At 32.3% G+C, this 15,238-nt stretch carries 11 protein-coding genes; 2 read left to right on the forward strand and 9 right to left on the reverse strand.

The window, feature by feature from the left end:
- Positions 1 to 155 precede the first annotated feature (155 nt).
- The 7 genes from EYR00_RS13645 to cdaA all read right to left on the reverse strand — a co-directional run bounded on the left by EYR00_RS13645 (position 156) and on the right by cdaA (position 7,802).
- A complete protein-coding gene (locus EYR00_RS13645; protein ID WP_022007944.1) occupies positions 156 to 1,091 on the reverse strand; it encodes an NmrA family NAD(P)-binding protein in 936 nt (311 codons plus the stop codon).
- Between the two features lie 90 nt (positions 1,092 to 1,181).
- On the reverse strand, positions 1,182 to 2,063 hold the full coding sequence (locus tag EYR00_RS13650; protein WP_003536905.1) for a LysR family transcriptional regulator: 882 nt from the start codon (positions 2,061 to 2,063) through the stop codon (positions 1,182 to 1,184).
- Between the two features lie 64 nt (positions 2,064 to 2,127).
- Entirely contained in the window at positions 2,128 to 3,465 is a 1,338-nt protein-coding gene (locus EYR00_RS13655) for a sensor histidine kinase (protein ID WP_003536903.1), read from the reverse strand.
- Positions 3,465 to 4,118: a response regulator transcription factor gene (locus tag EYR00_RS13660; RefSeq protein WP_003536901.1), complete on the reverse strand. Its 654-nt coding sequence runs from the start codon at positions 4,116 to 4,118 to the stop codon at positions 3,465 to 3,467. The genes EYR00_RS13655 and EYR00_RS13660 overlap by 1 nt, the downstream gene beginning before the upstream one ends.
- A gap of 74 nt (positions 4,119 to 4,192) precedes the next feature.
- Positions 4,193 to 5,542, reverse strand: coding sequence for a phosphoglucosamine mutase (gene glmM / locus EYR00_RS13665; protein ID WP_003536900.1), 1,350 nt, complete (start codon positions 5,540 to 5,542; stop codon positions 4,193 to 4,195).
- 15 nt (positions 5,543 to 5,557) lie between these two features.
- Positions 5,558 to 6,973, reverse strand: a complete 1,416-nt coding sequence (locus tag EYR00_RS13670; RefSeq protein WP_040434244.1) for a CdaR family protein — start codon at positions 6,971 to 6,973, stop codon at positions 5,558 to 5,560.
- A 1-nt stretch (position 6,974) separates the two neighbouring features.
- Positions 6,975 to 7,802 (reverse strand): diadenylate cyclase CdaA, encoded by an 828-nt coding sequence (cdaA, locus tag EYR00_RS13675; RefSeq protein WP_003536898.1) that lies wholly within the window; start codon positions 7,800 to 7,802, stop codon positions 6,975 to 6,977.
- A 172-nt stretch (positions 7,803 to 7,974) separates the two neighbouring features.
- Between cdaA and EYR00_RS13680 the strand changes: the two genes are divergently transcribed.
- Together EYR00_RS13680 and EYR00_RS13685 are read left to right on the forward strand one after the other, a co-directional pair.
- Complete coding sequence (locus EYR00_RS13680; RefSeq protein ID WP_003536897.1) at positions 7,975 to 8,505, forward strand: hypothetical protein; 531 nt, start codon at positions 7,975 to 7,977, stop codon at positions 8,503 to 8,505.
- A gap of 71 nt (positions 8,506 to 8,576) precedes the next feature.
- Positions 8,577 to 9,089, forward strand: a complete 513-nt coding sequence (locus EYR00_RS13685; RefSeq protein WP_003536896.1) for a ferritin — start codon at positions 8,577 to 8,579, stop codon at positions 9,087 to 9,089.
- Positions 9,090 to 9,144: 55 nt separating this feature from the next.
- Here EYR00_RS13685 and EYR00_RS13690 read toward each other — a convergent pair whose 3' ends face one another.
- Entirely contained in the window at positions 9,145 to 10,626 is a 1,482-nt protein-coding gene (locus tag EYR00_RS13690; RefSeq protein ID WP_003536895.1) for a glutamate synthase subunit beta, read from the reverse strand.
- A 2-nt stretch (positions 10,627 to 10,628) separates the two neighbouring features.
- Positions 10,629 to 15,140 (reverse strand): glutamate synthase large subunit, encoded by a 4,512-nt coding sequence (gltB, locus tag EYR00_RS13695; protein ID WP_003536894.1) that lies wholly within the window; start codon positions 15,138 to 15,140, stop codon positions 10,629 to 10,631.
- Between the last annotated feature and the right edge of the window lie 98 nt (positions 15,141 to 15,238).

Consider the following 15,238-nt stretch of genomic DNA (forward strand, 5'->3'; position numbering starts at 1 on the left):
CCTCCATAATTTTATCATAGCATAAAATAATTCTATTTCTTTAAATAAATTCTTAAATAATCTTGGTATTTTATTTGACATATTCTATCAAATAAAAATTGATAGTAATATTATTGATTTCTCAATAATATCACTACCAATTAATAAGCTAATAATTAGTCATCTGTAGAATTTCTTGCCCCAACACCATATTCACTGTTATTGGCAAACATATAAGCCACTGTACGTGGTTTTACACCAGTTAATTTTTCAAAATCATCAGTAAAATTATCCATTTTACCAATTCGGATTGCTCTTGCAAAAGTTACCATTCCATCACTTGAATAAGGAGCTGGTGAGCCATCTTTAAATGTTCCATCAGTAGTACGTGGTACCCCAATAGCATCAAATCCAGCATATACCTCCTCTTCACTAACATCGACAACTTTTACATCCATTCCTGTTTCTCTATTTCCAATTGCCGCAAATTCATGTAAAGTCAATAATTCAGGACCATTAATATTTAAAACTTGCTTATGCATATCATCTTTTGTTAGTGCATACATCGCTGCCATCGCACAATCCAAACGTGAGATATATGCCATCTTTCCATCTCCTTGACAACTCAATAAGTTACCATTAGATGTTAAATAACTAGTTATCATTGCTTCAGCATATTGTGAATTTCTAAGGAAAATATAATCTAATTCAGTACTTTCGATATATTCTTCAGTCCATGCATGATCGATTTTTTCAATACTAGGATTTTCTACATCACGAGCATTTACTAATGATGTATAAACAACTTTTTTTACCCCTGCTTTAATTGCCGCATCAATTGCATTTTTATGTGCTGCTTGACGCTTTGCTCCAACAAATGGTGCTGAAATTATTAAAATTGTATCGCCACCTTTGAAGGCTTCAACTAACTGTTCATCTGGATGATTAAAATTTGCTACTCGACAATCAATGCCAGTATCTTTAAATTCCTTTAGTCCTTCTTCAAATGGACAAGTAAAAATCAAATCTTCTTTTTCTTTTAACTGAGTAATATTTCTCGCTACATAGCCTCCAAAATTACCATCTACACCTGTTACTATTACTTTTGACATCTTATCTTCCTCCATCTATATATTAATATTATAGAGCTAGATAATTATAAAAAATAGTAGCTATAATCTTATAAACTTTATAAGAATTACTTATAGAGTTTTATTAAAATATCTTTTCGCCAGCGCAACAAAATCAAAAATAAATTGATTATTTATATCCCTAGCATAACCAATAACATAGTTTGCATGATGATGCGAATTAATAATATCTAAAATCGCTACTTCTTCCTCATTAACAACTTCACGTGAAGTTAGACCAATTCCTTCATTAAGCTTAACTGATAAAATCAACTCATCAAGAGTATCTACTTCCTTTATAATATTTGGCTCAATCTTATCTTTATTAAAAGCTTCTACAAAATCATGATAAAAGCCTTCCCCAAACTTTCTTGATAGACAAATTAGCGGTTGATTGATAAGATTCTGCGCTGCTATCTTAGTTAACTTAGCCCATGGATGCTCATAACTGCAAATTGCACATATTTGATGCTGCAGTAAAACTTCATAGGTAATTTTAGGTTCATTAATAAAATCATTTTCAATAGCAAAAGCAACATCAATCTGATTATTATTTAACCATTCTTTACAACTTTGAAAACTACCTTTTATAATTGTTATTTCTATCTGTGGGTACTTTTCTTTAAATAATTTAACTAAAAAAGGAATATGATGATTTTCAAATGGGCCAGTTATCCCAATACGAATACTATAGGAATCAATCAATTTAACCTCATGATTCATTTTTTCATAAATAGCAACAAGTTCCTGACATTTTTTAAAATAGAACTCACCGGCTCTAGTTAATCTAGGGCGATAATTAGAGCGATCAAATAATTTAACAGCTAACTCTTCTTCTAATAAATTTATTTGTTGACTAACTGCCGATTGTGACAGCATTAACTTTCTTGCAGCACCAGAAAAAGAACCTGTTTCAACAGTCGCTATAAAGAACTCAATTTTTTTGTCTAACATTTAATCACCCACTTATTATCACTTATTATAACGTAAATAAAATCCAAGGCATAGCCTTGGATTGTTAATTATATTTCTTTTCAATAATAAAGCTTACTCCAGTTTCCTGATTAACCGCCGTTACATTATATCCATACATAGTACATGTCTTATGTACGATTGATAGACCTAACCCAAATTGACCTTTTGTTCCTTTTTCATACGGTTGGAATAGAGCCTCAATGTTATCATTATCGATTGGCTCACCATCATTATATATTTCTAAATAATCATTTTTTAAAATAATTTTTATTTTTTTATCGACATATCGGTAAGCATTATCAACTATATTTTCCACACAAATGCGCCAACATTCTTCATCACCTTTAAATGAAACGAAAGCTAAATCTGTTTCAATTTCAATTTCAGGATGCATTCCTTGTAATTGGATAACAATATGTTCAATTAATTCATGCATATCAACTTCACTATCAGAATTTTCACCACTAATAAAATCTAATCTATTCAAATATAATAAACTTTTAACTTTACCGTCTAAACGTTCTGCATTTTCAATAATTATATCCATTGATGAATTTTTATCACCATATGGATAAATATCGTCTTTAACGCTTTGTGAATATGATTTAATTAAAGCAATCGGTGTCTTTAAATCATGGGAAATATTATGAATCATTTCTTCTTTGATCTTGCTTTGTTTATCTATTTCTTCTTTCATCGCAACAAGTTCATCTGAAACAAAACCAATTTCATCGCCACGATCAATCTTTAATTCACTTTGTTTATCTTTACGTATGTCTTCTATATAATTTCTAATTAATTTTAATGGTTTAATTAAGCCACTAACCCAAATAAAAATAATTGCGCCAATAACAGCAAATGATACATATAAAATATTTATTATTTGTTGCCTAATTGATGAAATCAAACTAGCAGAGTAATCACTGTATACTAATGAAATGATATAAGAATCACTATCTTTTTTAGTTATTTGAAAATAAAGAGTATCGCCATCAAGTGTCCCTTTAGCCTGGATCTTATCTTTATTTCCTTTTAGCATCTCATTAAGTTTATCAGCAAATACTGGATATAACGCTAAAACTTTATCACGAGTTAGATTAGATGGTGGAAATAAATAGTTAGTATTTTTATCATAAGTCATATGATAAATTTGTTTATCACTTGATTTAGCGATTGGTGAATAATCAAAATCAATATATGCGCTCTGTGAAGTATCTAGCGTTTTAAACATCTCTTCATCTATTAGAGCATTAAGATTTTTATTGATCAACGGTACTAAAATCAATATAACAAGCATCGCTAATAATGAAAAGATAATAATTAACTGCTTTTGTAAAGAAAATCTGCTTAACTGTCGCTGCAAAGAAAACTTATTTAACATTAGTCTAAACGATAGCCAAAACCATAGATCGTGCGTACATTAATCTCTGGCATTTTTTTTCTTAAACGTCTTAAAGTATCATCAACTACCCGGTCGCTACCATAATAGTTTTCGTCCCATACTTTATTCAAAACCTGTTCCCGAGAGATAGCTAAGCCTTTATTAGTAATAAAATAAACTAATAAATCATATTCTTTCGTTGTTAGAATTACTTCTTCTCCACCATTAAATACGCGCCGTTTTTCTAAATCAATATCATATCCATCCATCTTAATTTTTGATGGATCATCATATGAACGTTTAATTAAATTATTAATTCTTAAAATCACTTCTTTAATATTAAAAGGTTTGGTTATATAATCATCAGAACCTTTTTCTAATCCAATAATCCGATCAAATTCCTGATCTCGTGCAGACATAAAAATAATTGGCATTTTAGGGCGACTAGCCTTAATCTCATTAAATAATTCAAATCCACTAGCACGATCCAACATAATATCAATCAACCATAAATGAACATCATCATCCTTATGCATTAAAGCTTCATCATATGTATAGAAAGAATAAACAATATATCCTTCTTTTTCTAAATAGGTTCTTACTAAATCATTTAAATTTTTTTCATCATCAATAATATTTATTCTAAATTGCATGTATTTCACCTCACTTTTAATATATATGAAATATTGCCATATTATATGGCAATATTGTGTGACATTATGTTATTTTATCTTTTGATTACAAATCCTTTTTCCTTCATCTTATCAACAATTTTATTTACATTAATAAGACATTTTTCATCAGTATCTGCTTCAACCATTACTCTAACAACCGGTTCAGTTCCACTTTCACGAACTAAAACACGACCATTCTCACCTAAATCAGTTTCAACTTCAGCAATAACCGCTCTTACATCAGGATCTTCCTGTGCTTCTTTTTTATCTCTTACAGGAACGTTTTTCATTAATTGAGGATAAATAGTAACAGGTTCAATTAATTGCGCGATAGTTCGTTTACTTTCAATAACAGCTTCCATTACTTTTAAAGATGTTAAAATCCCATCACCTGTAGTGGCATGTTTAGAGAAAATAATATGTCCAGATTGTTCACCACCTAAAACATGACCATTTTTAACCATATTTTCATTTACATACTTATCGCCAACAGCGGTTTTTTCATATTTAATACCTTCTTTATCAAATGCTTTATATAAACCAAGATTTGACATGATTGTTGTAACAACAGTATCATTAGCAAGTTCTCCGTGATCTTTTAAATATTTACCACAAACGTATAAAATTAGATCCCCATCTACAACTCGTCCAAATTCATCAACGCAAATACAGCGATCAGCATCTCCATCATAAGCAAAACCAATATCTAGTGCGTTTTCCTTTACGTACTGTTGTAAGACTTCAATATGGGTTGAACCACAATTAGTATTGATATTTAACCCATCAGGATCACTGTTAATTACATAAGTCTTAGCTCCTAGAGCATCAAAAACACTTTTAGCAATCGCACTACTAGCACCGTTGGCACAGTCTAAACCTACACGATAATTTCTAAATGCCCTAGTGGGAATCGACATCAGATATCCAATATAACGATTACGACCGATTGAATAATCTAAAGCACACCCAATTTCATCTTTGGTTGCATATGGTAATTCATCAATTAAACCATCAATGTACTGCTCGATTAAATTTTCTACTCCAGCATCCATTTTATGACCATTACCATCTAAGATTTTGATTCCGTTATCATAATAAGGATTATGAGAAGCAGAAATCATGATTCCACAATCAAACTCTTCACTTGTTACAACATATGATACTGAAGGTGTTGTTGTTACGTGTAATAAATAAACATCAGCACCACTAGCTGTTAACCCTGAAACTAGTGCATATTCAAACATATATGAACTTCTTCTTGTGTCTTTCCCAATCACAACTTTTGCTTTACCATTTTGAGAGTAGTACCATCCAAGATAGCGCCCTACTTTATAAGCATGTTCAACTGTTAAGTCAACATTTGCTTCCCCTCTAAATCCATCTGTTCCAAAATACTTACCCATCGTTAATTTTTCCTCCTATTTTCTTAAGGTAATCGTAATTCTTTCTGGAGAAACTAATTTCCCCGTTAAATATCCTTTATCTATTTTTAAATCTACTTTAACAGTATTCGTCCCCGCCTTCAAGTTTGCCAAATCAATTGAAATATTGAAATCATTGATCGTCAGTGCATCTAAGATTGCTGCCACACCATCTACTTCGACTGAAGCTTTGTCCTGTCCTTCAGTAAAATTAACTTGATATCCACCATTATTATTAACAATGTTGATTGGAATATCAGTTATTATTCGTTTTGTTGATGGTGATACTCGCACAGATGCATCAACAGTATTAAAATCTAACTTATTAATATTCTCTATACCAGTAAGCGGCAATTTAGAATAACTTTTATCGCCACTTAATCCCGATAAATCAATTACAACCCCAACACTATTAATACTATTCAACAATTCTTCTTTACCATATATAGTTACTTTTTCCTGTTTAAGTTTAATACTCTCAAAACCATATCCACTAGCTAATTGCCCTGTATATTGAGGGACAATGGAAACTTCTTTACTATAAGAAGAAACCATACAATCTACCTTGACCGTATTTGGAATAATTTCCACATCAACCTTTTTACCACTACGATCATATGCGTATATCTTAGCATTTTGTTCAAAATCATTATTTTTTCCTTTTAAATCAATCACTGCTTTAACAGAATTAATTTTATCAATATTGTCTTGTGAACCTCGAACTTCAACTTCATGGTGTTCCATTGATTCAACTGATACTGAATATTTAGAATCCATGCTATCTTCATTACTAAATTTGTATCCCAGCTCAAAAGTCTTTGTAACCTTTTGTGTGATTTTAACAGTAACAGTCTGTGGTACGATCATTACCTGCAAATCACTAGGAAAATCTTTTCCCTGCAATTCAATTGTATGTTCACCTTCCCCAAGAGTAGAGAAATCAGCAACTACTTTATATTTCTTAGATATCTTTGTTGAGTAAATATCTAAAGAAGGTCCGACTAAAGCAACATTTACTGTTTCCGGTAATCCTACTACATCGTAGTCACTTTGTAACCCTTCAGTATCAATTTTCACATCATACAGATAATCCCCGCCATTAGGGGTTGAAAAGATATTATCAATTCCACCGGTAATTGTAAAGAGTAAAACGACAGCCATAACAAACGATAAAACTTTCATTGAAAGATTTGATTGCAACATACGATCTAAAAATATATTTAAAGAATTGATCATGTGATAGAATAATTCAAATGCTTTATCTCTCACTTTTACAGTATCATCAACTACTTTAGAAGTAGTTGTTTTTTCTTCATCTTTCTGTTCTGATTTCTGACGAGTAATGAAGTTTAAAAAGAAATCAGTAGTTGAATCTTTTTTTATTGGATTTTTAGGATTTTCTTTTTTTGACATCTTACTCACCATCCTTTTCTTGAGTATTGAACCAATCTAGTTCATTAACCAAACTTGCTCGCAACTCTTTTCGAGGAATTTTTCGAAGTTTACCATCTGTGGCAAAAGAAATCGTTCCTGTTTCTTCAGATACTACAACTGTAAGCGAATCAGTTATCTCGCTAATACCTAAGGCTGCACGATGTCTAGCTCCATATAGTGGACTTAATTCCTGATTGGTGGGTGGATAAAAGGCGGCCGCACAGACAACCCGATCCCCTTTAATGATCGTTGCTCCATCATGAAGAGGAGTTCCTTCCCAAAAAATCGTCGTAAATAACTCTGCTTTAATATCAGCATTAATCTTTGTTCCGGTATTAATATAATCTATTAACGACTGTCTTCGTTCAAAGGTTATTAATGCCCCAGTTTGATCCTCAGATAATTTAGTAATTGCTCCAACCAGCTCATCCATTAATCGTTCTTTTTCATCATCGCTAAGATTATCATGCTTTAATTCTAATTTAGTTCGTCCGATTTTTTCCAACAAACCTCGAATCTCTGGCTGAAATACAATAATAATTGCAACCACACCCCAAGTAAGAATTGTATCAACTAAATAATCCATTGCACTTAGTCTTAATAAACTTGTAAACATTTTTAAAATTAGGATCAATAAAACTCCCTTAAATAATTGCATTGTACGCATATTTTGCTTCATCATAGAAATCAATAAATAAATTACATACCACACAAGAATTAAATCTATAATAGTTCTACCTACATTAAGGATTGAACTTATATTAAATGTAAATGCAGAAATTAACGGCATCAAATCACCCACTTTCATGAACTATTATACCATTATCCATTTTAAATTAAAAACCCTTTGTCAAATAATTAAGATTCTTTAATCCGACAAAATAATGACATAAAGATTTACAAACCTGCCATATATTCACATATTGTAAACATTTTAACTATACTATCTTTTCTTACACTATTGCTGTGAGGTGAAAGTTATGTTAAAAAAGAAAAATAATCTAATTTGCATGATAATGATCATTACTGCTTTGATTAGCGGTATTAGTACAGTTATCTTGGATTATAACCTTAATTCAAATAGTTCAGCGGTTACATCACTATCTACGAACAGTAATAATCTCGATGGTGATAATCCTTTTGGAAACAATGATTCATCAACTAATAATAGTACAAATCCTTTTGGAAACAGTGATAGCAGTATCTTTCCAACAACAGCCAATAATCAAAACAGTAAATACCGAATTTCAATTTTAGCAACTTGTAGTATTATTATTTGTGCATTAATTGCTAGTCTAGCTATCATTTATTTAATTATGTCTAAACTATCTCAACATCAGGTTTTTATTAACAATGATAAGAAATGGATCTACGGCTTAAGTAGCTGCTTACTTACAATCTTGATCTCCTTTATCTGTATAAATGCTACCAAAAATTTAGACAGTAAAACTAATAATCCTACTAGTATTCCCAATAGTAGTGAACAAAGCAATAACAATGATATTGTCTAATGTTACATAATTGTTAAATCTATTAACAATTAAATAAAATAGGTCTATACTATATACAGGAGGTAATTAAAATGTTAGATAAAAAAGTTGTAGAATTATTAAATGATCAAGTTAACAAAGAATTTTATTCCGCATATCTTTATTTAGACTTTGCTAATTACTATAAAGATAACGGATTAGATGGGTTTGCCAACTGGTATAATATCCAAGCACAAGAAGAAAGAGACCATGCAATATTATTTGTTCAATATCTTCAAAATAACAATGCTAAAGTAACCCTTGAAGCAATCGATAAACCTGATAAAGAGTATACTAAATTAAATGATCCTCTAATTTATGGCTTAGAACATGAAGAATATGTTACTAGTTTAATTCATAATCTCTATGATGCTGCCTATTCTCTTAAAGATTTTCGTACAATGCAATTCTTAGATTGGTTTGTTAAAGAACAAGGTGAAGAAGAAACTAATGCTAATGATTTAATTACTAAATTTAATCTATTTGGTTCTGATTCTCGTTCATTATACTTACTTGATAGTGAACTAGCTGCCCGTGTTTACAATGCTCCATCATTAGTTTTATAACAAAAAATAAAAAGGTCATAACGGATAAACAACTGCTTATTCGCTATGATCTTTTTTATAAATTACTATAACCCATCAAATCAAAATCAACTGCTCGAGCAACTTCGCGACCTTCTTTAATTGCCCAAACCACTAAAGATTGTCCTCGACGCATATCACCTGCAACAAATAATTTTTTTATATTTGTTTGATAATCCTGATTGCTTTTTACATTTCCGCGAGGATTCAATGTAACATTAAATGCTCTAGCTACATGATCTTCAGTTCCAATAAATCCAGCAGATATTAAAACTAAATCTGCAGGAATAGTTTGTTCACTGCCAGCAACAGGTACCATCTCTACTCGCTTAGTTTCTTTATTTTCTTTTGGCTCTAATGAAACAATTACTGCTTCTTTTACCTGACCATTTTTATCTAGAATAAATTCTTTTACCGTTGTTTGATAAATACGAGGATCTTGATTGAAAACAGCAATACTTTCTTCTTGACCATAATCTGTTTTTTTGATTCTCGGCCATTCTGGCCATGGATTATTGTCACTTCTAATAGCAGGAAGTTCCGGCATCATTTCTAACTGCGTTACACTTTTACACCCCAAACGAATTGCACTACCAACACAATCATTACCGGTATCACCACCACCAATAACTAGTACATGTTTATCTTTAGTTGGAGCAAAATTTTTATCTTTTAAATTACTATTAAGTAAAGATTTTGTTATTGCTGTCAAGTAATCAACTGCCATTAAAATTCCCCTGCCTTGACGTCCCGGTACATCAATATCACGGGGCTTCCGTGAACCACAAGCTAGGATTACTCGATCATAGTTATCTAATAATTCTTTAGCTTGCTTTTCATCTTCAATTCCACAATTAGTTTTAAAAACAACACCTTCAGCCTTCATAATTCCAACACGACAATCAATAACTTCTTTTTCTAATTTCATATTAGGAATTCCATACATTAATAATCCACCTATACGGTCGTCCCGTTCATAGACAGTAACTTGGTATCCACGTTTATTTAATTGATCGGCTGCAGTTAACCCAGCTGGTCCAGAACCCACGATTGCAATTTTCTTATCAATACGATGAGTTGGTGGACATGGTTTAATCAAACCTTTTGCATAAGCATCTTCAATAATCCCATATTCATTTTCCTTAACGGTTACAGGTTCGCCATTTAAACCACAAGTACATGCTGCTTCACACAAGGCAGGACATACCCGAGCAGTAAACTCAGGAAAATTATTAGTTTTTAATAATCTTGCCAATGCCTGCTTATAGTTATTATGATAAATAAGATCGTTCCATTCTGGGATCAGATTATTTAATGGACAGCCAGATACAGCGCCTTCTAATTCCCGACCAGATTGACAAAACGGTACACCACAATCCATACAGCGGGCTCCTTGGCAGGCTTGATCATCTTTACTCAAATGCTTATGAAATTCATTAAAATTTTGAATTCTCTTTTTCGGCTCAACAGCCTTACTAACTTGACGCTCAATTTCTAAAAATCCTGTTGGTTTACCCATGGTTATACCCCCTTCCTAGCTTCATTGAATGCTTCAACTTTAGCTTGTTCATTTGTTAGACCTTGCTTTTCATAATACTTTATTAATTCAATCATATGCTTATAATCGTGAGGAACAACCTTCTTAAACATTGATACTTGTTCACCAAAATTATCTAAAATATCTTTAGCTACTTCTGAATTAGTGTGATTATAATGCTTTTGAATAACGGCCCTTAATTCTTCTTCATCATATTTACTTGTCACAGATGAATAAGAGACTAATTCTTTATTAATTCGTGAATACAAACGATTATTAGGATCGTATACATATGCGATTCCACCAGACATACCGGCTGCAAAATTTCTTCCAGTTTCTCCAAGAACAACAACTAAACCACCTGTCATATATTCTAATCCATGGTCTCCGACACCTTCTACAACAGCTTTAGCTCCTGAATTTCTAACTGCAAAACGTTCACCAGCAATCCCATTAATATATGCCTCACCTGAAGTAGCTCCATACAAAGCAACATTTCCAATAATAATATTTTCAGCTGCTTTAAAGTTTGAATTTTCAGGTGGAACAACTACTAATTTTCCTCCTGATAATCCTTTTCCAAAATAATCATTACTATCACCATGCAATGTCAATGTTAAACCATTAGGAATAAAAGCACCAAAACTTTGGCCACCAGAACCATAACAATTTACTTTGAATGTATCATCATCTAATGTATCTTGATAGCGTTTAGTAATTTCTGATCCAAATAATGTTCCTAATGTTCGATCGATATTCGTTATATCAACATTGATTTCATGTGATTGGTGGTTTTCTAAAGCGTTTTTAAACTCTTTTAACAAAATTGTTGTATCTTTTACTTCTTCTAATTTAAAATCATAATTATTTTTAGGATTATGACGTATTTCTTTAGCTTTAATATATGGATTATTAATCACTCTAGATAAATCTACATTTTCAACACCTGGACGAACTTCTAATAAATCACTGCGCCCAACCATTTCGTCGATTGTTTTAAACCCTAGTTCCGCCATATATTCGCGTAATTCTTGAGCTACAAATCGCATAAAGTTTTCAACATATTCTGGCTTACCTGTAAATCTTTTCCGCAAGATTGGATTTTGTGTTGCTACTCCAACTGGACAAGTATCTAGATTACATACTCGCATCATTACACATCCCATTGTTACAAGCGGTGCAGTTGCAAAGCCGTATTCCTCAGCCCCTAATAAAGTTGCGATTGCTAAATCACGACCTGTCATTAATTTACCATCAGTCTCCAATACAACACGGCCACGCAGATCATTCATGATAAGTGTTTGATGAGCTTCTGCTAACCCTAATTCCCATGGTAATCCTGCATTATATACAGAGTTTCTAGGTGCTGCTCCAGTTCCACCATCATATCCAGAAATTAAGATTACTCCAGCCCCAGCTTTAGCAACTCCAGCTGCGACAGTACCGACACCAGCTTCTGAGACTAATTTAACTGAGATTCTAGCATCCTTATTAGCGTTTTTTAAATCATAAATTAATTGTGCCAAATCCTCAATTGAATATATATCATGATGTGGAGGTGGAGAAATCAATCCTACTCCCGGCGTACTATGTCTTGTTTTAGCTACCCATGGATAGACTTTTCCAGCTGGTAACTGACCACCTTCACCAGGTTTAGCTCCTTGAGCCATCTTAATTTGAATTTCTTTTGCTGAACATAAATACTGAGAAGTCACTCCAAATCTTCCTGAAGCAACCTGCTTGATTGCTGAGCATCTACTATCACCATTTTCATCAAGAATAAAACGCTCTGGATCCTCACCACCTTCACCGCTATTAGATTTTCCTTTCAAACGATTCATAGCAATTGCCATCGTTTCATGAGCTTCTTTTGAAATTGAGCCATATGACATTGCTCCTGTTTTAAATCTTTGTACAATTTTATCAACACTTTCAACTTCATCAAGCGGAATTGATTTTCCCTTTTTGAATTGTAATAATCCTCGAAGATTTAGATTTTTACCCTCTTCATCAATCATTGCTGAATATTCTTTAAATAATTTATAATCGCCATTGCGTGTCGCTAGTTGTAATTTGTGAATTGTTGCAGGATTGTATAGATGTTCTTCTTTTCCACTACGTTCTTTATGATCACCACGACTATCAAGTGTAATATCGACGTCTAATCCTAATGGATCATAAACTTTACTATGACGATAATCAACATCATTTTCAATATCCTTGATTGTCTTCCCTTCTATTCTGGTTACTGTTTTAGGGAAATACTTAGCAACAAAGTCTTTAGCTAAACCGATTGCTTCGAAGTTCTGTGAACCCCGATATGATTGAATTGTTGAAATTCCCATTTTTGATGCAATTTTAACAATTCCATGCAAAATACCGTCATTATAATCTTCGATTGCAGCATAGTAATCTTTATCTAGTAAGCCTTCATCAACAAGTTCAAAAATTGTATCTTGTGCTAAATATCCATTAACAGCACTAGCCCCGTATCCAATCAAAGTCGCATAATGATGCACTTCACGTGGCTCTCCAGATTCTAAAATCAAGGCTACAGACATTCTTTTTTTAGTATTTACTAAGTGTTCATTCATTGCTGCAACTGCTAATAAAGAAGGGATTGGAACATGATTTTCATCAACTCCTCGATCCGATAAAATTAAAATATTAGCTCCTTCGTGATAAGCCTTATCTGCTTCTACAAATAATTTATCTAAGGCTTTTTCAAGTGAAGTATTTTTATAATAAAGCATTGATAATACTGCTACTTTAAAACCATCTTTCTTAATATTCTTGATTTTCAATAAATCAGTATTACTTAAAATTGGATGATCGATTTTCAACAAGCGACAGTTCTTCTCATTATCAGCTAAAATATTTCCTTCTGTTCCAATACATAAAGCTGTTGAAGTAATAATTTCTTCCCTAATAGCATCGATTGGAGGGTTAGTCACTTGAGCAAATAATTGTTTAAAATAATTAAATAATGGGGGATGCTGCATTGATAATACCGCTAATGGTGAATCATTTCCCATTGCAACTACTTCTTCACTACCATTCAATGCTAATTTTTTTATATACGTATTTACATCCTCATAACTATAACCATAAATTTTCTGTAACTTAGTTAGCTGTTCCCCTTGATAACGTTCAACTCGAGCATTAGGAATGCGCATATCTTTTAATTTAATCAAATTACTTTCAAGCCATTCACCATAAGGCTGTTTATGGGCATAACTTTCTTTTAAATCATCATCCGCAATTAACTTACCAGCTTTTGTATCAACTAATAACATTTTTCCTGGGCGTAACCGATCTTTAATAACAATATCTTCAGCAGGAATATCTAAAGCTCCAACTTCAGATGATAAAATCAAATAATCATCACGAGTAATATAATAACGAGATGGGCGAAGTCCATTTCGATCAAGTACCGCTCCCATAACTTCTCCATCACTGAATAAAATTGAAGCTGGACCATCCCAAGGTTCCATTAGAGTTGAATTGTATTCATAAAAATCTTTCTTTGACTGTGACATACTTTTATCATTATCATAAGGTTCTGGAATACACATCATTACTGCTCTTGGTAATTCCATTCCAGACATAACTAGAAATTCTAATGTATTGTCCAGCATTGCTGAATCTGAACCGTTAATATCAACGACTGGGTACACTTTATTAGTATCCAGCAAATTAGTTGTCATGATTTCTTCGCGACATAACATATTATTAGCATTGCCTTTAATTGTGTTAATTTCCCCATTATGAACAATAAAACGATTAGGATGAGCCCGTTGCCAAGAAGGCATTGTATTAGTTGAAAAACGTGAATGGACTAACGCAATCGCACTCTTATATTCATCATCTTGAAGATCTTTAAAAAATGAGCGCAATTGTCCAACCAAGAACATTCCTTTATAAACAATTGTTCGTGATGAAAAAGAACATACATAGGTATCGTCAAAATTGCTTTGTTCAAAAATTCTACGAGTTTGATAAAGGATTCGATCAAACTCGATCCCTTTATTGATTCCATGAGGTTTTTTTATGAAACATTGCCAAATTGAAGGCATCGCATCAAGTGCTTTTTGCCCTAATACTTTAGGAACAGTAGGTACTTCACGCCATCCTAAAAATTCCATTCCTTCCTTAATTACGATTGTTTCAAGCATTTTTTTAACTCGATTACGTAAATGTTCATCTCTTGGCATAAATAACATTCCAACACCAAATTTACCTTCTAACGGTAATGGAAATTCTTTAATTGTCTTTTTAAAATAACTATATGGTACTTGCGTTAAAATTCCGACACCATCACCCGTCTCACCTGCAGCATCCTTACCAGCACGATGCTCTAATTGTTCAACAATTTTTAATGCATTACTTACCGTAATATGCGTTTTAACTCCCTTAATGTTTACAACTGCACCAATCCCACAGTTGTCATGTTCAAATGATTTATCGTATAATCCTAGATTTTTTTTCTCGTTCATATAGGTTCCCCCTTTTTATGTAGCCCCATAATACACTATTTCGATAAATGTGTAAAGATATGTGAATTTTTTAGAAAAATCCTAAAAAAACAAAAATA

This window comes from Thomasclavelia ramosa DSM 1402 (assembly GCF_014131695.1).
GTDB classification, from domain to species: Bacteria; Bacillota_I; Bacilli_A; order Erysipelotrichales; family Coprobacillaceae; genus Thomasclavelia; species Thomasclavelia ramosa.

Bases quoted from the DNA above. Each gene is read 5' to 3' on its own strand.
- EYR00_RS13670 (WP_040434244.1), bottom strand. From the start codon at position 6,973: ATGTCAAAAAAAGAAAATCCTAAAAATCCAATAAAAAAAGATTCAACT.
- EYR00_RS13660 (WP_003536901.1), bottom strand. From the start codon at position 4,118: ATGCAATTTAGAATAAATATTATTGATGATGAAAAAAATTTAAATGAT.
- glmM (WP_003536900.1), bottom strand. From the start codon at position 5,542: ATGGGTAAGTATTTTGGAACAGATGGATTTAGAGGGGAAGCAAATGTT.
- EYR00_RS13680 (WP_003536897.1), top strand. From the start codon at position 7,975: ATGTTAAAAAAGAAAAATAATCTAATTTGCATGATAATGATCATTACT.
- gltB (WP_003536894.1), bottom strand. From the start codon at position 15,140: ATGAACGAGAAAAAAAATCTAGGATTATACGATAAATCATTTGAACAT.
- EYR00_RS13650 (WP_003536905.1), bottom strand. From the start codon at position 2,063: ATGTTAGACAAAAAAATTGAGTTCTTTATAGCGACTGTTGAAACAGGT.
- cdaA (WP_003536898.1), bottom strand. From the start codon at position 7,802: ATGAAAGTGGGTGATTTGATGCCGTTAATTTCTGCATTTACATTTAAT.
- EYR00_RS13690 (WP_003536895.1), bottom strand. From the start codon at position 10,626: ATGGGTAAACCAACAGGATTTTTAGAAATTGAGCGTCAAGTTAGTAAG.
- EYR00_RS13645 (WP_022007944.1), bottom strand. From the start codon at position 1,091: ATGTCAAAAGTAATAGTAACAGGTGTAGATGGTAATTTTGGAGGCTAT.
- EYR00_RS13685 (WP_003536896.1), top strand. From the start codon at position 8,577: ATGTTAGATAAAAAAGTTGTAGAATTATTAAATGATCAAGTTAACAAA.
- EYR00_RS13655 (WP_003536903.1), bottom strand. From the start codon at position 3,465: ATGTTAAATAAGTTTTCTTTGCAGCGACAGTTAAGCAGATTTTCTTTA.